27 protein-coding genes, 1 pseudogene and 1 riboswitch are annotated in these 21,008 nt (G+C 34.6%); of the genes and pseudogenes, 11 read left to right on the plus strand and 17 right to left on the minus strand.

Annotation, left to right across the window (positions count from 1 at the left end):
* Window positions 1-97: 97 nt before the first annotated feature.
* The 9 genes from sufB to ACH6CY_RS09565 all read right to left on the minus strand — a co-directional run bounded on the left by sufB (window position 98) and on the right by ACH6CY_RS09565 (window position 8,522).
* Window positions 98-1,495, minus strand: coding sequence for a Fe-S cluster assembly protein SufB (gene sufB, locus ACH6CY_RS09525; protein WP_374067108.1), 1,398 nt, complete (start codon window positions 1,493-1,495; stop codon window positions 98-100).
* 24 nt (window positions 1,496-1,519) lie between these two features.
* The gene (gene sufU, locus ACH6CY_RS09530; RefSeq protein WP_374067109.1) at window positions 1,520-1,951 is read right to left on the minus strand and encodes a Fe-S cluster assembly sulfur transfer protein SufU; all 432 of its coding nucleotides are present in this window, start codon (window positions 1,949-1,951) and stop codon (window positions 1,520-1,522) included.
* On the minus strand, window positions 1,941-3,161 hold the full coding sequence (locus ACH6CY_RS09535) for a cysteine desulfurase (protein WP_374067110.1): 1,221 nt from the start codon (window positions 3,159-3,161) through the stop codon (window positions 1,941-1,943). The genes sufU and ACH6CY_RS09535 overlap by 11 nt, the downstream gene beginning before the upstream one ends.
* Complete coding sequence (gene sufD, locus ACH6CY_RS09540; protein WP_374067111.1) at window positions 3,161-4,465, minus strand: Fe-S cluster assembly protein SufD; 1,305 nt, start codon at window positions 4,463-4,465, stop codon at window positions 3,161-3,163. The genes ACH6CY_RS09535 and sufD overlap by 1 nt, the downstream gene beginning before the upstream one ends.
* Window positions 4,466-4,487: 22 nt before the next feature.
* The gene (gene sufC, locus ACH6CY_RS09545; RefSeq protein ID WP_374067112.1) at window positions 4,488-5,273 is read right to left on the minus strand and encodes a Fe-S cluster assembly ATPase SufC; all 786 of its coding nucleotides are present in this window, start codon (window positions 5,271-5,273) and stop codon (window positions 4,488-4,490) included.
* 295 nt (window positions 5,274-5,568) lie between these two features.
* The gene (locus tag ACH6CY_RS09550; RefSeq protein WP_374067113.1) at window positions 5,569-5,754 is read right to left on the minus strand and encodes a YuzK family famiily protein; all 186 of its coding nucleotides are present in this window, start codon (window positions 5,752-5,754) and stop codon (window positions 5,569-5,571) included.
* A gap of 189 nt (window positions 5,755-5,943) precedes the next feature.
* Entirely contained in the window at window positions 5,944-6,774 is an 831-nt protein-coding gene (locus tag ACH6CY_RS09555) for a MetQ/NlpA family ABC transporter substrate-binding protein (protein ID WP_374067114.1), read from the minus strand.
* Window positions 6,775-6,835: 61 nt separating this feature from the next.
* Entirely contained in the window at window positions 6,836-7,504 is a 669-nt protein-coding gene (locus tag ACH6CY_RS09560) for a methionine ABC transporter permease (protein WP_374067115.1), read from the minus strand.
* A gap of 1 nt (window position 7,505) precedes the next feature.
* Window positions 7,506-8,522 carry a methionine ABC transporter ATP-binding protein gene (locus ACH6CY_RS09565; RefSeq protein WP_374067116.1) on the minus strand — a complete coding sequence of 339 codons (1,017 nt, stop codon included), beginning with the start codon at window positions 8,520-8,522 and terminating at the stop codon, window positions 7,506-7,508.
* 157 nt (window positions 8,523-8,679) lie between these two features.
* Window positions 8,680-8,794, minus strand: a riboswitch (SAM riboswitch).
* Between the two features lie 182 nt (window positions 8,795-8,976).
* On the opposite strand from ACH6CY_RS09565, the gene ACH6CY_RS09570 reads away from it, so the two are divergent.
* A complete protein-coding gene (locus tag ACH6CY_RS09570; RefSeq protein ID WP_374067117.1) occupies window positions 8,977-9,390 on the plus strand; it encodes a TlpA disulfide reductase family protein in 414 nt (137 codons plus the stop codon).
* Here the strand turns inward: ACH6CY_RS09570 and ACH6CY_RS09575 are convergent.
* The 4 genes from ACH6CY_RS09575 to ACH6CY_RS09590 form a co-directional block, all read right to left on the minus strand.
* Window positions 9,385-9,699, minus strand: coding sequence for a thioredoxin domain-containing protein (locus ACH6CY_RS09575; protein ID WP_374067118.1), 315 nt, complete (start codon window positions 9,697-9,699; stop codon window positions 9,385-9,387). The genes ACH6CY_RS09570 and ACH6CY_RS09575 overlap by 6 nt on opposite strands.
* Before the next feature lie 11 nt (window positions 9,700-9,710).
* A complete protein-coding gene (locus ACH6CY_RS09580; RefSeq protein ID WP_374067119.1) occupies window positions 9,711-10,073 on the minus strand; it encodes a toprim domain-containing protein in 363 nt (120 codons plus the stop codon).
* A 100-nt stretch (window positions 10,074-10,173) separates the two neighbouring features.
* Window positions 10,174-10,560 (minus strand): glycine cleavage system protein GcvH, encoded by a 387-nt coding sequence (gcvH, locus tag ACH6CY_RS09585; protein WP_374067120.1) that lies wholly within the window; start codon window positions 10,558-10,560, stop codon window positions 10,174-10,176.
* A gap of 50 nt (window positions 10,561-10,610) precedes the next feature.
* Window positions 10,611-10,967, minus strand: coding sequence for an arsenate reductase family protein (locus ACH6CY_RS09590; RefSeq protein ID WP_374067121.1), 357 nt, complete (start codon window positions 10,965-10,967; stop codon window positions 10,611-10,613).
* Window positions 10,968-11,141: 174 nt separating this feature from the next.
* On the opposite strand from ACH6CY_RS09590, the gene ACH6CY_RS09595 reads away from it, so the two are divergent.
* The 5 genes from ACH6CY_RS09595 to ACH6CY_RS09615 all read left to right on the plus strand — a co-directional run bounded on the left by ACH6CY_RS09595 (window position 11,142) and on the right by ACH6CY_RS09615 (window position 14,071).
* A complete protein-coding gene (locus ACH6CY_RS09595) occupies window positions 11,142-11,411 on the plus strand; it encodes a hypothetical protein (RefSeq protein WP_374067122.1) in 270 nt (89 codons plus the stop codon).
* A 16-nt stretch (window positions 11,412-11,427) separates the two neighbouring features.
* On the plus strand, window positions 11,428-11,748 hold the full coding sequence (locus ACH6CY_RS09600; protein ID WP_374067123.1) for a spore coat protein: 321 nt from the start codon (window positions 11,428-11,430) through the stop codon (window positions 11,746-11,748).
* Window positions 11,749-11,881: 133 nt separating this feature from the next.
* Window positions 11,882-12,334: an OsmC family protein gene (locus ACH6CY_RS09605; RefSeq protein WP_374067124.1), complete on the plus strand. Its 453-nt coding sequence runs from the start codon at window positions 11,882-11,884 to the stop codon at window positions 12,332-12,334.
* 336 nt (window positions 12,335-12,670) lie between these two features.
* Complete coding sequence (locus ACH6CY_RS09610; RefSeq protein ID WP_374067125.1) at window positions 12,671-12,916, plus strand: hypothetical protein; 246 nt, start codon at window positions 12,671-12,673, stop codon at window positions 12,914-12,916.
* Window positions 12,917-12,964: 48 nt separating this feature from the next.
* The gene (locus ACH6CY_RS09615) at window positions 12,965-14,071 is read left to right on the plus strand and encodes a putative manganese transporter (protein WP_374067126.1); all 1,107 of its coding nucleotides are present in this window, start codon (window positions 12,965-12,967) and stop codon (window positions 14,069-14,071) included.
* A gap of 461 nt (window positions 14,072-14,532) precedes the next feature.
* Here ACH6CY_RS09615 and ACH6CY_RS09620 read toward each other — a convergent pair.
* The 3 genes and pseudogenes from ACH6CY_RS09620 to ACH6CY_RS09630 all read right to left on the minus strand — a co-directional run bounded on the left by ACH6CY_RS09620 (window position 14,533) and on the right by ACH6CY_RS09630 (window position 16,771).
* Window positions 14,533-14,849 (minus strand): annotated as a pseudogene (locus ACH6CY_RS09620) (metal-sensitive transcriptional regulator).
* 149 nt (window positions 14,850-14,998) lie between these two features.
* Window positions 14,999-16,297 carry an MFS transporter gene (locus tag ACH6CY_RS09625; protein WP_374067127.1) on the minus strand — a complete coding sequence of 433 codons (1,299 nt, stop codon included), beginning with the start codon at window positions 16,295-16,297 and terminating at the stop codon, window positions 14,999-15,001.
* Window positions 16,298-16,327: 30 nt separating this feature from the next.
* On the minus strand, window positions 16,328-16,771 hold the full coding sequence (locus ACH6CY_RS09630; RefSeq protein WP_374067128.1) for an Rrf2 family transcriptional regulator: 444 nt from the start codon (window positions 16,769-16,771) through the stop codon (window positions 16,328-16,330).
* A gap of 265 nt (window positions 16,772-17,036) precedes the next feature.
* On the opposite strand from ACH6CY_RS09630, the gene ACH6CY_RS09635 reads away from it, so the two are divergent.
* Genes ACH6CY_RS09635 through crcB (ACH6CY_RS09655) form a run of 5 tightly spaced genes read left to right on the plus strand, consistent with a single transcriptional unit; the run spans window position 17,037 to window position 19,819 of the window.
* Window positions 17,037-17,795, plus strand: coding sequence for a metal ABC transporter ATP-binding protein (locus tag ACH6CY_RS09635; RefSeq protein ID WP_374067158.1), 759 nt, complete (start codon window positions 17,037-17,039; stop codon window positions 17,793-17,795).
* A gap of 17 nt (window positions 17,796-17,812) precedes the next feature.
* The gene (locus tag ACH6CY_RS09640) at window positions 17,813-18,664 is read left to right on the plus strand and encodes a metal ABC transporter permease (RefSeq protein ID WP_374067129.1); all 852 of its coding nucleotides are present in this window, start codon (window positions 17,813-17,815) and stop codon (window positions 18,662-18,664) included.
* Complete coding sequence (locus ACH6CY_RS09645) at window positions 18,664-19,089, plus strand: Fur family transcriptional regulator (RefSeq protein WP_374067130.1); 426 nt, start codon at window positions 18,664-18,666, stop codon at window positions 19,087-19,089. The genes ACH6CY_RS09640 and ACH6CY_RS09645 overlap by 1 nt, the downstream gene beginning before the upstream one ends.
* Window positions 19,062-19,466, plus strand: a complete 405-nt coding sequence (gene crcB, locus ACH6CY_RS09650; protein ID WP_374067131.1) for a fluoride efflux transporter CrcB — start codon at window positions 19,062-19,064, stop codon at window positions 19,464-19,466. The genes ACH6CY_RS09645 and crcB (ACH6CY_RS09650) overlap by 28 nt, the downstream gene beginning before the upstream one ends.
* On the plus strand, window positions 19,463-19,819 hold the full coding sequence (gene crcB, locus ACH6CY_RS09655; protein ID WP_374067132.1) for a fluoride efflux transporter CrcB: 357 nt from the start codon (window positions 19,463-19,465) through the stop codon (window positions 19,817-19,819). Before crcB (ACH6CY_RS09650) ends, crcB (ACH6CY_RS09655) begins: the two co-directional genes overlap by 4 nt.
* Before the next feature lie 39 nt (window positions 19,820-19,858).
* Here the strand turns inward: crcB (ACH6CY_RS09655) and ACH6CY_RS09660 are convergent, their stop codons facing one another.
* Entirely contained in the window at window positions 19,859-20,656 is a 798-nt protein-coding gene (locus tag ACH6CY_RS09660) for a VLRF1 family aeRF1-type release factor (RefSeq protein WP_374067133.1), read from the minus strand.
* Window positions 20,657-21,008 lie beyond the last annotated feature (352 nt).

Genomic DNA, 21,008 nt, shown 5'->3' on the forward strand with positions numbered 1-21,008 from the left:
AACCAATTTATATTACTTTAGACATGAATTGATTTTATTTAAGCACAAACAAAAAACACCCTTGTCACAGACGTTGTTGTGACAAGGGCTTTCAGTATTAACCGATTGAACCTTCCATCTCATAAGAAATTAGACGATTCATTTCAACTGCGTATTCCATTGGAAGTTCTTTTGTAAATGGTTCTATGAAGCCCATTACAATCATTTCAGTTGCTTCTTCCTCAGAAATTCCACGACTCATTAAATAGAACAATTGCTCTTCTGATACTTTAGAAACTTTTGCTTCGTGCTCCAATGAAATATTTTCATTATAAATCTCATTGTAAGGTATCGTATCTGAAGTAGATTTATTATCCATGATTAATGTGTCACACTCTATGTTAGAACGTGCTCCATCTGCTTTACGCCCAAAATGGACAATGCCACGATAAGTTACTTTACCACCGTGCTTGGAAATTGATTTAGAAACAATCGTTGACGACGTATTTGGTGCTAAATGATACATTTTTGCTCCTGCATCTTGGTGTTGCCCTTTCCCTGCAAATGCAATCGATAAGGTCATCCCACGCGCGCCTTCTCCTTTTAAAATAACAGAAGGGTACTTCATTGTTAACTTAGAACCGATGTTCCCATCAACCCACTCCATTGTTGCATTGGCATCACATGTTGCACGCTTTGTCACAAGGTTATACACATTATTTGCCCAGTTTTGAATCGTTGTATAACGACAATAGGCATCCTTCTTAACAAAAATCTCAACGACCGCGCTATGCAGCGAATTCGTTGTATACGTAGGAGCTGTACAACCTTCAACATAATGAACAGAAGCACCTTCGTCTACAATGATTAATGTACGCTCAAACTGTCCCATATTTTCTGAGTTAATTCGGAAATATGCTTGCAACGGCGTATCTGTTTTTACTCCTTTTGGAACATAAATAAATGATCCACCAGACCAAACAGCAGAATTCAATGCTGAAAATTTATTATCTGTTGCTGGAATAACTTTTCCAAAGTATTGTCTAAACAATTCTTCATTTTCTTTTAATGCCGTATCTGTATCTTTAAAGACAATTCCTAGCTTCTCTAAATCTTCCTTCAAATTATGATAAACTACTTCCGATTCATATTGTGCAGATACACCAGCTAAATATTTTTGTTCTGCTTCTGGTATACCTAATTTATCAAATGTTTGTTTAATTTCATCTGGTACTTCATCCCATGAACGCTCTGAGCGCTCTGATGGCTTAACATAATAGGTGATTTCATCAAAATCAAGTTCCGAAAGATCTCCACCCCACTGTGGCATTGGTTGCTTATAAAATTGCTCCAATGCTTTCAAACGATAATCAAGCATCCATTGTGGTTCTTCTTTCATTCGAGAAATTTCTTCGACTACTTTTTTTGTTAGCCCTTTTTCTGTACGAAAAATAGAAACATCACGGTCGTGAAAGCCATATTTATATTCTCCAACTTCAGGTGCCTTTTTAGCCATGTCCTACCCCTCCTATTGTATTAATTATTTATCTATCCCTTTTTCCATTGCTTTCCACGATAAAGTTGCACACTTAATTCTAGCAGGAAATTTCGCTACACCTTGCAACGCCTCTATATCTCCTAAATCCATATCTTCTGTGTCCACATCATTCCCTAACATCATTTCAGAGAAAACTTTAGACATATGCAACGCATCTTCGGTGGATTTACCTTTTATTGCTTGTGTCATCATAGAAGCAGATGACAAGCTAATGGAACAACCCTCTCCTTCAAATTTAGCGTCTTTTACAATATCATCCTCTACTAATAAATGTAGTTGAATGCGATCACCACAAGTTGGATTATTCATGTTAATCGTTAGAGATTCTTCATCAAAAGAGCCGCGGTTGCGCGGATTTTTATAGTGATCCATAATTACCTGTCTATATAAAGTGTCTAAATTATTAAAAGACATCACCAAAAAACTCCTTTGCTCTTTGTAAAGCTGTTATAAATCGATCAACATCATCTGTTGTATTATACAAATAGAAACTAGCTCTTGCTGTTGCAGTAACTTGTAACCACTTCATTAATGGTTGCGCACAGTGATGTCCAGCTCGAACCGCAACACCTTCAGCATCTAATACAGTTGCTGTGTCATGTGGATGCACATCTGCTAAATTAAAAGTGATTAATCCTGCACGATTTTCTGGTCCGTATATTTCTATTCCATCTATTGTTTTTAATTGTTGCATCGCATGCGTAACTAGCTCTGTTTCATGCTCAGTTATATTATCCATACCAATTGTATTGAGAAAATCAATGGCAGCTCCCAAGCCGATAGCACCAGCTATAATTGGTGTACCACCTTCAAATTTCCACGGGAGCTCCTTCCAAGTCGAATCATATAAATCAACGAAGTCAATCATTTCGCCTCCGAATTCAACTGGTTCCATCTCTTCCAATAATGCTTTTTTACCATAAAGTACACCTATTCCAGTTGGTGCACACATTTTATGACCTGAAAAAGCATAGAAATCACAATTTAATGCTTGCACATCTACTGCCATATGAGGAACAGCTTGTGCACCATCAACAACAATAATTGCACCATTCTTGTGAGCAATGTCTGCAACTTCTTTAATTGGATTAATTGTCCCTAATACATTGGAAACATGCGTCATAGCAACAATTTTTGTATTTGGTGTAATTGTTTCTTTCACATCTTTTAGTGTTATCGTACCATCCGATTGTAGCGGAATATACGTCAAAGTGGCTCCAGTTTCTTTAGCAACTTGCTGCCACGGAATGATATTACTATGATGCTCCATTGGTGTTAAAACAATTTCATCACCATGAGAGAGATTCTTATTTCCATAACTGTAAGCTATCGTATTGATAGCAGTAGTCGTACCACGAGTAAAAATCACTTCTTCTGTTGATTGGGCATGAATAAAAGCTCGAACCTTCTCTCTTGCTCCTTCATACTGATCCGTTGCACGTGTCCCTAGCGTATGAACACCACGATGTACATTTGAATTATTCAATCTGTAATAAGCGTTTACCGCTTCAATAACTGACATAGGCTTTTGTGACGTAGCTGTTGAATCCAGATAAACTAAAGGATTCCCATTAATTTCTTGGTTTAAAATTGGAAATTGAGAACGGATTGCCTTTACATCCATTAGTAAACTTTCCTCTCAATCACTTCTGTAAGTTGTTCGCGTACAGATTTTATTGGAATTTCATTCACAACAGGTGCTAAGAAACCATGAATAATTAAACGCTCTGCCTCTTGTTTAGAGATTCCTCTACTCATCAAATAATATAACTGAAGTGGGTCTACTCTACCAACAGAAGCTGCGTGCCCAGCAGTTACATCATCTTCATCAATTAGTAGGATTGGATTTGCGTCTCCACGTGCGTTTTTACTTAACATTAAAACACGAGATTCTTGCTCAGCATTTGCTTTTGTACCACCGTGTTCAATTTTTCCAATTCCATTAAAGATTGCAGATGCACTGTCTTTCATCACACCATGCTGTAAAATAAGTCCATTCGATTGTTTTCCATAATTCACAATTTTAGCAGTGAAATTCTGTGTTTGATCTCCACGTCCTACTGAAACTGCTTTCGCATAGGAAGAGGAATGATCTCCAATTAAGTGCGTAATATTTTCAGACACTGTATTACCATCATTCATTTGACCAAGTGCCCATTCAATATTTGCATCGCGATAAGCGATACCACGACGATTCATATAAACAGTCGTACCATGCGCAAAGTTATCTACTGAACCAAAAGAAATAGAAGCATTATCGTGCGCAATAACTTCCGCTACAACATTTGCAACGGTTTGTTCATCTTTATTGTGTGATATATAGTTTTCCACATATGTCAATGAGCTGTTCGCTTCTGCAACAATGATAACGTGGTTGAACAATCCTAAATTAGGGTCTTCTTGCCAGAATATCGCTTGAAGTGGCTCTTCAATCACTACATTTTTAGGAACATATACAAAGGCACCGCCATTCATTAATGCAGCGTGTAGTGCCGTTAAACGATGCTCATCAAATGAAACAGCATCTTTCATATAATAACGTTGCACAAGATCAGGATGTTTTTCTATTGCAGAGAAAATATCAGTAAAGATAACGCCTTTCTCTAATAAATCTTGCGAAAAACGTTGATAAGCTGTCGTCTGATTTCGCAAAATAACGATATTATTATCTTTTTTTGTATCGACAAATACTTTAATATCATTTGGAAGATCTTGTAATGAATCGATTGCTTCTCCAGCTACATCATGCGTAAATGTAGTGAAATTCCATTTTGTTATATTCGTTTTATCCGGTTTTGGCATCTCTAACATGTCAACACGCTCTAAAGCCTGTTGACGTAATGTAAGCATCCATTCCGGTTCATTGTGTTTTGTTGAAAAATCTTTTATATATGCTTCATCATATGGTAATTTTGTTTGCACAGCCATCTAATCCCTCCTTACTGTACTATTATGCGTTATTTCCTACAGTTTCCTCTTTAATTCCTAATTCTTGCTTGATCCAGTCATATCCTTCTGCTTCTAAGCGCTCTGCTAATTCTGGACCACCAGATTTCACAACACGTCCTTGCATCATCACATGCACATAGTCTGGTGTAATATAATCTAATAAACGTTGGTAGTGCGTAATAATTAGGCAACCGAATGATTCATTACGAAGTTTATTGATTCCTTTAGATACGACTTTTAATGCATCAATATCTAGACCTGAGTCAATCTCATCTAGAATTCCAATTGCCGGTTTCAATAACATCAATTGAAGAATTTCGTTACGTTTTTTCTCACCGCCAGAAAAACCTTCATTTAAATAACGTTGAGCCATATTTTTATCAATTTCTAAATAATCCATTGCTTGATCCATTTCTTTGATAAATTTCATCAATGGAATTTCATCGCCTTCTTCACGACGTGCATTAATCGAAGAGCGTAAAAAATCAGAAGTTGTTACACCACTAATTTCACTTGGATATTGCATCGCTAAAAACAATCCAGCTTTAGCACGTTCATCTACTTCCATTTCTAAAACATCTTCCCCGTTTAACAAAATACTGCCGCTTGTTACTTCGTATTTAGGATGACCCATAATTGCAGAAGCCAATGTTGATTTTCCTGTTCCGTTTGGCCCCATTACTGCGTGGAATTCCCCACCCTTAATTGTTAGGTTTACACCTTTTAATATTTCCTGACCTTCAATTTCAACATGAAGATCTTTGATTTCTAAAGTTGATCCAGACATATCGATACCTCCAACATTTAATTTATAGGAACTGAATAAATATCCTAGTCATTATCAGTTTATTCTCATTACAATCTTATACTATTTCGAATCTATAATCAACAATTTCAGCCATTCTTCAAGTTGGTTTTCAAACTTATTGGTTTATAAATTCGTTATTGTAATTACAATAGCATAATTCAATTTCTATATAAATGATTTCTGTACAATCTACTAACATACTTTTTATTAAACTTTACGAAAAATCCCTCATAACGTTATTGTTACGAGGGATTTTGTTAAATTTATTCATTTATTAACGGTGTGCTTGTTGCTCCATTTCTGTAACTATCTTCAAACATTTTCGATGGCTTTTTTCTCTTTTTCGCTCGATTTCTAAACGTTTTTCTAAATTTTGGCCGTATTCAGCATAACCAACGCCATGATTTTGCTGCATCGCCTTTTCCATTTCAGATGTGTAATTTAAAGCTAAATTGTCCATGGTTTAAAATAAACCCTTCCTTTCTTGATTTGACATCATTATTGTAACACTTATAAAAAAATGCAACAAAACTACTGACAAACCATACAAAGGGGTTTGAGCTTATCTATATCCAAACCAATCAAATAACAATAACATAGCAATAATAGGTTCGATTTTCTATTGTTTATTAGCTTTTGCTTTTTCTACTTATTCGGCACCAACAGGAACGACTTCCCCATTGTATTTTTCTGTAATGAAGTTTTGAATTTCTTCTGATTGAAGTACATCTACCAATGTTAATAGTGCCTCATCTTTCTCATCTTCACTACGAACTGCGATAACATTTACGTAAGGAGATTCTCCCCCTTCAATAAATAAGGAATCATCAACTGGTGACAAACCAGCTTCAATGGCATAATTTGTATTAATTACCACAAGGGCATCTTCTTCTCTTTCATACATCTCAGGTAATACAGCTGGATCTACATCAGGAGAAAATGTTAAATCTAATTCATTTTCGACAATGTCATTAATCGTTGCTTCTGCTTTTTTAACATTTTCATCTAAAGTAATTAAGCCTTCAGACTCAAATAGAGCTAGTATTCGTCCATGATCTGGAACAGAACGACTAATGATAACCTCTGTTCCTTTAGAAATATCTTCTACACTTTTGATATTTTTAGAATAGACAGCCATTGGTTCTACGTGAATACCACCCAAATTCACAAAATCATATTCAAAATCTTCCACTTGAGATTCCAAATAAGGAATGTGTTGAAAGTAGTTCGCATCTAAATCACCGCTTGATAAATCTTTATTCGGCAAAACATAATCTTGATACTCTTCTATCACTAGTTCAATCCCTTTATCCGTTAGCAACGGTTTTGCTTCTTCTAATATTTGGGCATGAGGTACACTAGTTGCCCCCACTTTAATTGTTGAAGTTGCTGATTCGTCTGAACCTTCTCCCTCATCTCCACAAGCAACTAATACGACAGCAAATAATCCAACAAACAATAAAAGTAATACTTTTTTCATTTTAATTCTCCCCTTTAGCTTATGACTTTTATATTTTTCTTGTAATAAACAAGAATTAATATTACCTTTTGTCCAATTTATTCGTAATTCCATCACCAATAAATTGAAAAACAAAAACAATGATAACAATCAACACAGTACACATGAACACTACATCATTGTACCCCCGTAAAAAACCATAGAAATAGGCATAATCCCCTAACCCACCAGCACCAATAATACCTGCGACTGCTGTGTATCCTATTAACGCAATAGCCGTAACAGTCAAACCAGATACTAGCGCTGGAGTAGATTCCTTTAATAACACTTTAAAAATAATGGTTGATGTTTTTGCACCCATTGACTTCGCCGCTTCAATCACTCCTTTATCTACTTCTCGGAGTCCAATCTCTACTAATCTTCCATAAAAAGGGGCAGACCCGATAATAAGTGCAGGTAATGCTGCATTTGGCCCACGAAGCGTTCCGATTAAGAAATCCGTAAAAGGGAATAATAATAAAATTAAAATAACAAATGGAATTGCACGGAATACATTAACGATCGTAGCTACAATGATATTAATTACTTTATTTCCCCAAATACCACCCGGTGATGTTAAATATAAGAATAATCCTAAGACCATCCCTAAAATAAATGTTCCAATTAATGCGATTAACGTCATATAAAAGGTCTCAAGCATTGCTTCCACAATACCTGACCATTCTACATTTGGAAAAAGTTGATTGAACATGTTACTTCACCTCCACTTGAACAGATGTGGAAGTAATAAAGTTGATTGCTTTTTCTATTTCCTCATCTTCACCTGTTATTTGAACAAAAAGTGTTCCATATGCACCAGACTGTGTTTGCTTCACATTCCCGTGCAAAATATTTAAGTCAACATTATATTTTTTCGCAACTTGACTAATTGTAGCCTGATTTGCTGTTTCACCTAAAAAATGCAAGCGTAAAATTTTCCCTTGATCGATCTGTTTCAGTATTGATTCATCTGTCAATTCATCATTCGGTTTACCCATCACTTGTTCTACAAACTTTTTGGTAACCGATTGTTTCGGGTGAGAAAAAACATCCATCACATTCCCTTGCTCAACGACACGTCCTTCTTCCATTACTGCAACACGATGACAAATTTTCTGTATCACATGCATTTCATGTGTAATTAAAATAATGGTTAATCCTAATTTTTTATTAATATCAACAAGTAATGACAGAATGGAATCCGTTGTTTCAGGGTCTAATGCCGATGTCGCTTCATCGCACAACAGCACTTTCGGGTTATTAGCTAAAGCTCTTGCAATACCAACACGTTGTTTCTGTCCACCACTTAATTGAGCAGGATAAGCATCTTCTCGATCAGTTAATCCAACAAGACGAATTAATTCATCAGCTCGTTCCAATCGCTCAGCTTTTGAAATGCCAGCTATTTCTAATGGGAACATAATATTCTCCCGTACCGTGCGTGACCATAATAAATTGAAATGTTGAAAGATCATCCCAATTTCTTGTCTTGATAAACGCAATGCATTTTTTGATAAAGCTGTAATTTCTTGATCATTAATCGTTACATGACCTGATGTCGGCTCTTCTAGACGATTAATTAAACGAATAAAGGTACTTTTACCCGCTCCACTATAACCAATGACACCAAATATTTCTCCTTTATCGATGGATAAATCAAGTGCATTAACAGCCTGGATCGTTGTGTCCTTTGTTTGAAACACTTTTGAGAGCTGCTTAATTTTAATCATTTTATTCCTACTTTCTTTAATCACCTATAATTTTTCTGTACTTTAGCTCATGGATGCTTAAAATAATTTTACAATCTATGAATCTTTCTCCTGCAATATAAAAAGCGCCTTCCTGTTGTAGAGAACAGAAAGACACTTTGTCTATAATTAATCTGTTCTCTCATCTGCAAAAGCAATTATTGCTCTACAGGAATTGGCACCATTTTAAACATAAACTGTTTAACGGTTGCCGGGCTTCATCGGGCCAGTCCCTCCACCTCTCTTGATAAGAGATTCAAATGCATATTCTATTTTTTGTTTAATTGACATGGTAGCATGATATTAATCATATGTCAACTTTTTTTCAAAGTTGAGTAAGTACAGTACTATCCTTTACAATAATGCTGTAACATCAAAAATTGCTTATAGAAAATTAAGTACAAAATAGATAAACGTATTAGGAAGGGGTATATTGTTGCAATCGATTAATTTTACTTTACCGTATATCAACCAACCAGGTATTTTCAAACTAGCCGACTATAGAGAAAAAATTGTAATTTTAACTTTTTGGGTATCGTGGTGTCCGGACTGTAGTTCCGATCTGCCTAAAAAAGAGCAACTTTATCGTTCAATAAATGACGATAAAGTAGAGATGGTGACAATAAATGTGACAGGAAGAGAACGAAATGATGGAGAGGCAGTAAGTTATACAACTAAATTCCTTACCCAACCTACATTAAAAGACAATGATAGGGAAGTCTATGATCTATTTAAATGTGAAGGTGTACCAACTACTGTGATTATTAATCAGCAAGGTGAAATCTATCGTGTATTTGGTGAACAAAGTACAATGATAGAGATTGTAGAAGCAGTAGGTACAATTTTATGATTTATTAAAGCCAAATACTGACCAAGTTTTTGCTATTTTTTCGATATTACTTATAGAATAAATTTTTTCAATTGTATTGTCAGCAAACTTAATGTAAACACAAGGAACACTTCCGATTTTATTCGTTTGCATAAACGTAGGAAATAAACCTGCATTCATCTCATAAAAGAGATGAGCATTCGTTTGTTTTTCAACTTTTCTTAAAATGTCTCTGGCCAATTGGCAAGTTCGACAAAATGGACTATAAATAAATATCAATTGTTGCGATTGATTGAATACATGACTATTCTCTTTCACTATTTGCTTCATTTGAAACTCCTTCAAATAAGATAAATCGGATCCACATTAATATGTTTGCTAACTAATGCTGTCGCGAGCTCTACTTCAGGTGTAGCAGCTACCTCACGATAGGTTTTATCTATATAAATGTGTTGTGCATGAGGAAGTTCTATTGTTAACTGTTTTCGAAGCTTATGACCAGCTTCATCTTCATCGACTAAAATAAATACGTCACAATCATCTAATTGGAAATCATTAATTAATTGTTCCATTTTCTCAACACCTAATGTACCATTTGTGCATATGATAGTAATAGCGTCTGTAACGATTTTCTCAATCTGTATCTTATCTGTTAAACCTTCAACAATTAGTATACGTTTTGATTCAGCCATATCTTTATTCATTTCGATTCCACCTTTTCGAAAAAGCAAATGTTTCTATACTATATCATATGAACAAATCATCCCTTGTTACAATTATAATTGTAACAAGGGATGATTTAATTTATTCCTTTTCTTCGATCATTGTTTGGTATTGTTCTGCAGTCATCAGTTTGTCAATATCACTCGTATTATTAGGTTCAACAACAATCATCCAAGCTTTTTCATAAGGTGATTCGTTAACAAATTCAGGGCTATCATCTAATTCTTCATTCACTTCGATAACCTTCCCAGAAAGCGGTGCATATAATTCTGAAACGGTTTTTACTGACTCTACGCTTCCAAAAGGTTCATTTTCTTCAATCGTATCGCCTGCTTCTGGCAATTCAACAAAGACAATATCACCTAATTCATCTTGTGCGTGCTCCGTAATACCAATTCGAACTGTTTCTCCTTCTATCTTTATCCACTCATGTTCTTTTGAATAATGTAGCTCCTTTGGAATATGCATTGGTAGACCTCCTTGAATAATAAATTTATATTAAAACTATTAAGATTATTTTATCTCCATGCTTGTTCAAATAATTCTTCTTTAAATCCAATCGTTACTTGTTTACCATCTGTAGTGATTGGTCGTTTGATTAACATGCCATCAGATGCTAACCAGTTTAATTTCTCTTCATCCGTAGCCTCTGGTAGCTTATTTTTCAAATCTAGCTCACGATATTTTTTTCCACTTGTATTAAAAAATCTTTTTATTGGCAACCCACTAAGTTGAATTAGTTTTTTTAATTCCTCTTTTGTTGGTGGATTTTCAACAATATGTATCTGTTCATAAGCTATATTATTTTTATCTAACCATTTCTTTGCTTTTTGACACGTACCACATTTAGGATAAGCATAAAAAGTTAACGTCATCGAAGTCCCCTCCTATATCATTCTACATGATTGTACCCTACAATCCAAATGCTACTTTCTATTATATAGAAGGTAGCATCGCTTTGACTAGTGTTTTGCATCTTTAACTTGCGTGTATAGTATTGCAAAAAATACACAAATTACGTATGTAACCTAATTAAAGGAGGTTTTTTTATGCAACAACAAATGAATACTGGTAATTTAAATCAATCGAATCAAGTCATGCAACAACCACCAACTATGGTTAGTTCAAAAGATTTGTTATACCTAATCGATATGATGTCATGGAATTTAAATGCAACAAAAAAAGCACATTTTTTTGCTAAACAATGCAACATACCAGAAGTTAAACATGCTTTAGAGCAAGCTTGTCAAATGCACCAAAAGCATTACCAAAAAATATTGCAACATACAGCTGTTCAGCAAAATGGTATGTTGCAGTAGATAAAGGAGATTTTCAATGAATCAGCAAAAAGTACAAAATCCAGAGACACAAGTACAAAAAACGCCCGAAATGAATGATCGTGACTTTCTTAATGATATGCTTTCAACTGAAAAATATATGACACAGTCGTATAGTAATGCGCTTAATGAAGCAAGTAATCATGCGTTGTATCAAGATTTGTTAGCTATTTTTAACGAAACACAAAACATGCAACGCACATTATATAATTTGATGTTTAAAAATGGGTGGTACAGTTTAGACAGAGCCGATCAAAACAATGTACAACAAACACACCAACAATTTAGCGGATATACCAACCAGTTCCCTGTACATTAATCAAATGATTAATTAAGCGAATTGCTTTTATTTACATTCCTTCCATCTAAATTTTTAAATTGTATTGCTTTTTTAGATGGGGGGATTTTACTTACTCATACAATAATCCATCTATAAAAGGAGAATCTTAAACATGCCATTAACTACTTTTCAAGCGACTGCACAGTTACAAGAAGGTGTTCAAGTAAAAGTTACATCCCGCAATTTTGAAATCATCGTAGATGAGCCCAAGGAACTTGGCGGAAATGATACAGGAATGAATCCTGTCGAACTAACTTTGGCAGCATTAGGGGCTTGTCAAACGATTGTAGCTCAAGTGTATGCAAAAAAATTCGATATTACATTTGATGATTTATGGATTGATGTAGAAGGAGAACTAGACACTGATGGTTTCTTGGGTAAATCAACTGTCCGCCCTGGTTATTCTAATATCCGTTTTAACGTATATATCGCAACAAATGACGCGAAAGAAAAAGTAGAAAAATTTGTTTCGTTTATTGAACAAACATGCCCCGTTGCAGATACAATCACAAATACGGTAAATGTAAAATTGAACGAAATTATAATTGAACCAGTTAAACATTAACCTTTTAAAATACCAAACAATCATACACTTGCTAAATGTACAATTTGAAAACATCAAGATAAATTACACATAAAAAATAGGGATACAATGTTGCATCTCTATTTTTATATTGCTCCATTGTAAAATTAACACAAAAAATAGCCCCTTTTCTAGACAAATGATATGCTCCCCTTAAGGTAGACAGATTAAAAAAATCTGTTTTCATCTTAAAGGGAGTTTCTTATGTCTGATAAATGTAACTTTTACTCTAGTCCGTTTAAGTATGAAGTATTAAAGACATACAAAAATATAGATTATATGTTAAAAGAATGATGTTTAAAATATGGAATTGCAGAAGTGCCTCTATATGTTTGGACTGAGAATTATGAGAATTACGGCCCGAATGGATTGAATGATTCAAAAACATGCAAGACATACTTTAAAGATTTAAATGTAGGGGATTACCTATCAGGGGTTTATTCTCATTGTGAAAGCATTCGTAAGCATGAAATTTCTATCTCATCAGTACAGCAAAAGAAAAGACAAGTATCATTTCAATGCTTGCTAAAAACAGTTGACGATGATAATCGTTATCAACTATAATTTATCATATTAAGTCGACAACTTAAAATTCAAAGAAAGAGGTGAAATATGAATTTTGATTTATGGACATTCATATTAGATAATCTTGAAGCAGCCGGGGTTATTGGTGGATATGTTTCTATTTCAATCATTGGAGTCGGTTTACTCACTTATGCTGCAAAAGGTAGAATTTCAGGTGATAATCAAATTGGTCCTAAATGGTCACAACCTATAATTGGTGCTTTATTAGGAGTTATTCCAGGATGTGGTGCAACAATTGTCGTTTCTTCAATGTATAAAAACCAAAAAATCTCATTTGGTGGTTTACTTGCTACATTCATTGCTACATTAGGTGAAGGATCATTTGTTTTATTGGGGGCTTCTGATGAGGCTAGTGTAGCAGCAAACTTAACAGCATTTTTAGTAGTTAGCTTAGTGGGAGTAGTTGTAGCTATTATCTCTGGTTATATTGTTGATGCAATTGGAGTTAACTTCAATACTAATGATGTACTTGAACAATCTTTGCAAGAAAAACATCACTCAAGGAAAGTCACTACTATAACACATAATTTCATTGAAAAATTTGGGTTTTACATGATTATAGCAATGGCAGTATTCTTACTACCAAGCTCAATTATGGCATTATGGGGTGGTGGAATTGCTGACTATGATAATATAGCCGTTTGGGTAGCCATCTTATTTACAATCTTTTGTATTATTTATTACTTAGTATATAAATTTAGTTACAAAGGACATCAATGTACTTGTGATGACAATGCAAGATCAACTTTATTACATGCAGTATTCGATATTTCTACAGTCGTTGTATATGTATTCATCGGACTATTTATTGCTAACTTTATCATTGATGTTTTAGTAGGTGCAGAAACTTTTGATGCGTGGATGACTTCATCAGCACTCGTTGTTGTAGTAATAGCCGCTTTAATAGGAGCAACCCCAGGTTGTGGTGGTATGATTGCAGTTGCAGTAGCATTTACTACAATTGACAACTTCCCAATAGCTGCCTTGATCGCAGCAGGTATTGCAACTAGTGGAGACGGAATCTTCCCATTACTAGCGGCAAACAAAAAAGATGCCTTAATTATCACTTTATTCGGATTTGTACTTGCCCTAGTGGTAGGTTATACAGCTTTAGCGTTAGGAATCAATATTTAGAGACATAACTCTTCCGTTTAACTTGTCTAAGTTATAAGCATATATAGACTAAAGGAAATGATTTCTTACTTTACGTAATTGTATGAACAGCGCATAGTTAGTTTTCTAGTATGGCGTTTTATGTGAATCGATGAGCAAACATGATAAATATTGAAAGTCCTCCACTTAACGCTTTTTTAAGCATTTGAAGTGGGGGACTCTCAAGTAAAGAAACGTTATTGTAGTAAGCTGTAGTAGATCGACAGGAGAAATATGCACCGATCAAATTGAACATAATCCTTCCGCCATAAGTGATGAAACTGTCATCATAAGAGAGCTTAAAAATGATAACATGATGGAAAAAAGGGAATGCACTTGTTCGATTTATTTAAAACTTTTTTTATGTTAGAAGGGAACGAAATCCAAGGTCATTCCCGTAATCGTTACATTCATTTTTTTATTTTCATTCAAGGTAACACGCCTCATTTAGAGAACTGCTTGATTACTTTCACTAATTCTTCAATAGATGCTTCTCCGTTACCTGATTGATTTGCATCTGCAACACAATGCTTCGTATGGTCTTCTATTAAAGAAAACCCAACTTTTTTTAGTGCTGCTTCAATGGCTGATAGTTGTACAAGCACATCAACACAATATCAATTCTCTTCCACCATCTTTTGTATCCCACGAACTTGACCTTCTATTCTTTTAATCGATTGATGATACTTTGTTTATCTGCATCTGTGCGATGATTCAATTTATGATTTGGATGTAAATCAATATCATTTATTTGATTCATAGAAAACATCCTTCCCATATTTTCTTTTATACTATCCCCTCAAATAACAGTTTACAACGTGCATTAAAAATAACGCACTTTTTAGCCGATATCATATTTAATTCTTTCCAGTTTTGAATGCCTATGTTTAGATATGACAGAGTAAATTTCTACAAATGAACATTTGAGATATTCGTTCTTTTTATTTTTATATATCTCCATATAATAAGCGGAATGAGAATCAGTGAAAGGTATGCTCCAGTAAAACCTAATATTCCATAACTCGAATTGGCAACAATCACACTTGAGGATATACTACCAATCGACCCACCAATTGCCACACCTACATCGATCGTTCCTTGGATTTTGGCTCGATTTTTAATTGTTGTGGAATCAACGACGATTGCCGTGCCACTAAGCACACCAAAATTCCAGCCTAAACCTAACAAAACAAGAGAAAGTGTAATTAATCCAATGGCATCTCCTGGTGTAAATGCTGCGATTAACCCTGCAAGTGTTAATGTTAGTGCTCCTGCCACAACCATTTTCATCCGCCCAACTTTATCTACTAGTGTTCCTGTAACAAGGGATGGCAAATACATCGCTGCAACATGCAGTCCAATGACAAAGCCAACTGCGGATAATGGACTTCCGTTTTGTTCGATGTGTACTGGAGTCATTGTCATAATACCTACCATGATCACCTGTGACAAAATTAATACAATAGCACCAACAATAATACCAGAACGTTGAACCCCTTGGTTCGGCTGATATGGAGTAGACGTTTCCGCTCCTAACTGTTTATTATCCTCAATAGCACGTGCAACAAGTAATGGATCTGGTTTTAAAAAGATAAAAAATACAATTCCTGCTAAGCTATAGGCGACCATCGCAAGTAAAAATGGACCTGCTAATGTCGGCATACCTAAACTCTCAGCTATATACCCCATCGGTGCAACAAGATTAGGACCAGCGACAGCACCAAATGTAGTTGCAACCATTGCGATGCTTGCCGCTTTTGCTCGTTGCTTCTTTCCTGCTAAGTCAATACCTGCATACCGTGCCTGTAAATTTGTTGATGTACCAGCACCATAAATAAATAATGAAAGTAATAGAAAAACAACACTATCTATATTGGCAGCGACAACAACACCAAGTGCACCTAAGCCACCAGCTATAAAACCAAAAGATAACCCTATTCTTCTTCCGCGTGCTTGTGTCATTCGACCAACAAGATAAGCTGAAAATGCAGCTCCTAAAGTAAACAGAGCTGTAGGTAATCCCGCTAAACTGTCAACACCTAACATTTGTTGTGCTAATAATGCGCCAACTGTTATTCCAGCTGCTAATCCTGCTCCTCCTAGCGTTTGTGAAAGTAGTATAACCTTTAAGGTTCGTTTATATAACGCCTTTTGTAAAGCGGGAGAGCTTGCTATTTTTTGTATATCTTCGGTATGGAATTTTAACATTGCTTCGTCTCCTTATTTACTGATACATGTTTAAACAGATTTTGATATTAAGACGGACATTTTCCCTTTATCAACTTGTTTTACAATGTCTTCTAATGTCTGTTCTTTCAAATAGTTTTCCATTTTCATTTCTGCTTCTTCCATTACTTCTTGAATCAGGCAATCATGATTATGATGTAAATCATTATTATTTAAACGGCAATTGAATAACGTTGCTGATCCTTCTATTGCATGAATAATTTCTAAAAGTGTTATATCAGTTGCATCTTTCATTAGTTGATAGCCACCCTTTACTCCCGGTGTAGATTGAATAAATCCTGATTTAACTAGCTTAGTGAGTACTTTAGACAAGTATGTCGGGGATACCTTTTGAAATTCCGCCAAAGGACGCACACCAATTGTTTTTTCTTTTGGTATTAAAGCAAGAAACACCATTGTATGAAGTGCATAATTCGTTGCTTTTGAATATTGCATGTTTAATCTCCTAATTATAGATTTAATGTATCTAGAATATCTATTTTTTTTGATCTCGTCAATCAATTATTTTTTTCACCGTCCAAACACTATTTTAAAAGTTTCAAATACAGACCTGGAATAAATAGTCATGCTTGCATCTAACTTCTTAACCGAAATATTTTATTTATCACTTTTGGTTTAAAACGGAATAATTCTTATTTACAAAACGGAATAATTACGATATAATACAAAAGAAATTCACATAGAAAGTCTGGTGTTTACATTGACATCTCCTATCGTTCGTATCGAGCATCTAAGCTATGCCTATGAATCAAAACACGCATTACAGGATATAAACCTTGAAATACCAACTGGGGCATTTTTAGGGTTGGTTGGACCCAATGGTGGCGGAAAAACAACACTTATAAAATTACTACTCGGCTTATTGAAACCTCAAAAAGGTTCTATTGAACTATTTGGCGAAAAAATAGAGCACTTTAAAAAATGGAATAAGATTGGTTTCGTCTCACAAAAAGCTAATTCATTTAATCGAGGATTTCCTGCAACAGTGCGAGAAGTTGTTTCAACTGGATTAACTGCTAATGTTGGTTATTTTCGTTTTTTCACAAAACACCATAAGCAAAAAGTTGAACACGCGGTAGATTTAGTTGGCATGAAAGAATATCTAAATACTAATATCGGCTCACTTTCTGGCGGTCAACAACAACGCATATTCATCGCCCGCTCTTTAGTTAGCAACCCTACACTACTTATCCTTGATGAACCGACAGTCGGAATTGATACAGAGAATGTAAAGAAGTTTTACGATTTACTCCATCAATTAAACGAAGTGAATAACATTAGCTTATTACTCGTTTCTCATGACATTGGGACAATGACAAAGCATGCAAATGGGATTGCTTGTTTAAATAAACAACTTCATTTTCATGGTGATACCGAATCGTTTGCTCATCTATCAGACAATCAATTGTCTAATTTTTATGGTCACCCACTACATGTGGTAACGCATCAACATGAATAATAAAGGAAGTGACAGAATTGCTTAATCAGTTTTTTACGTATGAATTTTTACAAAATACGTTTTATACCGGTATATTGATCGGATTGATTGGACCATTATTAGGAACATTCGTTGTTGTTAGAAGGCTATCGCTCATTGCTGATGCCTTATCACACGTTACGCTTGGTGGAATAGCTTTCGGTTTGTTTTTGGAGAAAAAATACGGATTGATATTTTTGACACCTTTTTATACAGGCATGGGGTTTTCGGTCATTGGCTCCATATTCATTGAGCGTTTGCGCAGTGTATATAAAGCATATCAAGAATTAGCAATTCCAATTATTTTGTCTGGTGGCGTCGGTTTAAGTGTTATTTTCATTTCATTAGCTAATGGATTTAATACGGATTTATATAATTATTTATTTGGATCTGTTTCTGCTGTTAGTCGAAATGATTTATGGAGTATTGTCATCATTACTATTATTGTTTTAACCGTACTTGCTTTATTTTATAAAGAGCTGTTCATGCTATCTTTTGATGAGGAGCATGCAGTTGTTTCGGGGATACATGCAAAACGAATTCATTTTATTTTCATTATCTTGACTGCTTTAGTCATATCAGCTTCAATTCGAATTGTCGGTGTTTTACTCGTTTCTGCGTTAATGACGCTTCCCGTTGCAGCAAGTATTAGAATAGCAAAAGGATTCAAACAAACGATATTATTTTCTGTTATTTTTGGTGAATTATCTGTTATTATAGGGTTATTGACAGGCTATTATTTTGAAATACCACCCGGTGGCACGATCGTAATGACTGCTATCATCATTTTAATTGTAACTATCCTTGGAAAGAAAGTTTGGAGCTATTTTACAAGAAAGACGGTGATTTAATGAGAGTAGAAGAGGCCTTATCACTCCTAAAAGAAAAAGGATACAAATATACAGATAAACGCCAAGTAATCTTATCATTTTTCAATCAAGAAAATCGATATCTTACTGCAAAAGACTTGTTAAAGCACATGGAGCCCAATTTTGAAGGTATTAGTTTCGATACAATATATCGCAATTTGCATTTATTTGATCAATTAGAAATATTAGAGTCTACTGAATTAAATGGAGAAAAACATTTTCGGATGAGATGTGACCATCACCACCATCATCATTTTATTTGTAAAAATTGTGGTATCACAAAGGAAATCCATCAATGTCCAATGGACGATATCGAAGACGAATTAAAAGGTTTTATGATAGATGATCATAAGTTTGAAATCTATGGGATGTGTCCAAATTGTCAAGAACAAGCACCTATGTACTAGTCATCTTTATTGGTTTAGGTGGAGCGCTTGGATCTGTATTACGATATACAATGGCACACCTATTTTCAACAAATATTTTTCCCTATGGTACATTAATCGTAAACATTTTAGGCTGCTTTATCCTTGCTTTTTTGTCTAACCATGCTTTTATTACAAAAAAACTCCCTAAGCAGGTCACTATAGCTATTAATACAGGAATCATTGGATCGTTTACAACTTTCTCTACCTTCACAGTAGAAACATTGACATTAATCACTAATAATCTGTTCTTAGGTACTACTTATGTGTTTGCAAGTATTATTGTTGGCCTACTTGCATGTGTAGTAGGTTATTTGCTAGCAAAGAAAATACCAACAGATAAGGAGAGTATTCAATGAACCTGTTTTATATTGCGTGTGGGGGTTTTATTGGAGCCAATGCTCGCTATTTTTTAGGACTTGCACTGAATCAAGTCAATCCTTTACGCCCATATGGCACTTGGATTGCTAATATCACAGGTTCTTTCTTATTGGGTATTTTGTTTATTTCCTTAGAAAATGGCTTCATTTCCCCACCTCTATGGCTACTATTAGGTACTGGATTCTGTGGAGCATACACTACTTTTTCTACTTTTGGTACAGAAACATTAGCCATGATTTTATCAAAAAGATATTTTCAAGCATGTATTTATTGTTTAAGTTCCATCGTAGTAAGTCTTGCTGGGGTTTCTATTATTTTTTTACTAAACTAAAGAGCGAGTGTGCATCATGCGTACACTCGCTCTTTACCTTTATCCAATAATTTTTTCTATCACATAGTGTTCTTCACGATCTAGAATATTTTGGTGCATTATTTCTTCTATTTCTTTTTGCATATATCCTGCTAGATCGTTTGCTTCTTCTTTCTCACCAGATAGATATATTTGCTTCCATTGTTTATCTTTTGCTTGCTTATCTAATGATGGCGCTAGGCTTTTATACCAACGTTTTTGATTTTCCTTAAATCTTTTCTTAAATTGATCTATCTGTGTATTTCTACCACCTTTGCCCATTGATGCATCTGCACGATGTGGACCAGCATATTGGCGCCAATCTTCTGTATCAATATCTAATTCAAAGTGTTTAATTTCGCCAACCTCTCCTAGCTCCGTTTCTATTGTTTTCACTTTATTTTGTTGCACTAAAATAATACCTGACTTCGGAAACTGACTGTATATCGTCTCTAATTGTTCAATAACTGGGGTCTCTTGCCAATAAAAGTTCGTTTCAACAGATACTTGTAATATTTCTGCTAGCCAAAATGAATCATCTGATGACGCAATAATAACGACACCTTTTTTCAAGTTTTTCTGATTCTCACTAATAAATGCTTCTATTTTTTCACGAACAGTTTGGAATTTTTTCAATTCTTCTTTATCTTCTTTTAGATAATTTTCAAAACTGTTTAACCCATTTTTTAATTGAAGCTTCCATTCCCCACCTTGTTGATCAGGGTCAGCTGGGTTAGTGTTTAAATACATCGTCAACACACTATCAGGTTTCGTTAACTGCAATGCCTTTAACTCATTCCACTGTTTATTTATTTGCATGCTTTATACGTCCTCCTCTAGAATGTCATTCAAATCTTACTTAGTAAAGTGTATCCTAAATATAGATTAGTCAAACCTCTTTCTATACAAACAAAGTTTCAATAGACGACATCATTAAGACAAAACAATTCAAATGAAAAACAGATCGATTTAGTACAATAGGAGTGAGTAAGAAATTATTACATTATTTCACTAAATATATGATTAGCTATCTAGTCATCTACGAATCATATATTTTATTATTATTTCACGCACTATCTCACCTATCAGCTTTTTGAAATAGAACATATACTGTTAAGTATTAGACTTTCAAAAACTCATTCATTTTTCTACGTTAGTAATAACATTTATA

This window comes from Paraliobacillus sp. JSM ZJ581 (genome assembly GCF_044383835.1).
Taxonomy (GTDB): Bacteria; Bacillota; Bacilli; order Bacillales; family Amphibacillaceae; genus Paraliobacillus.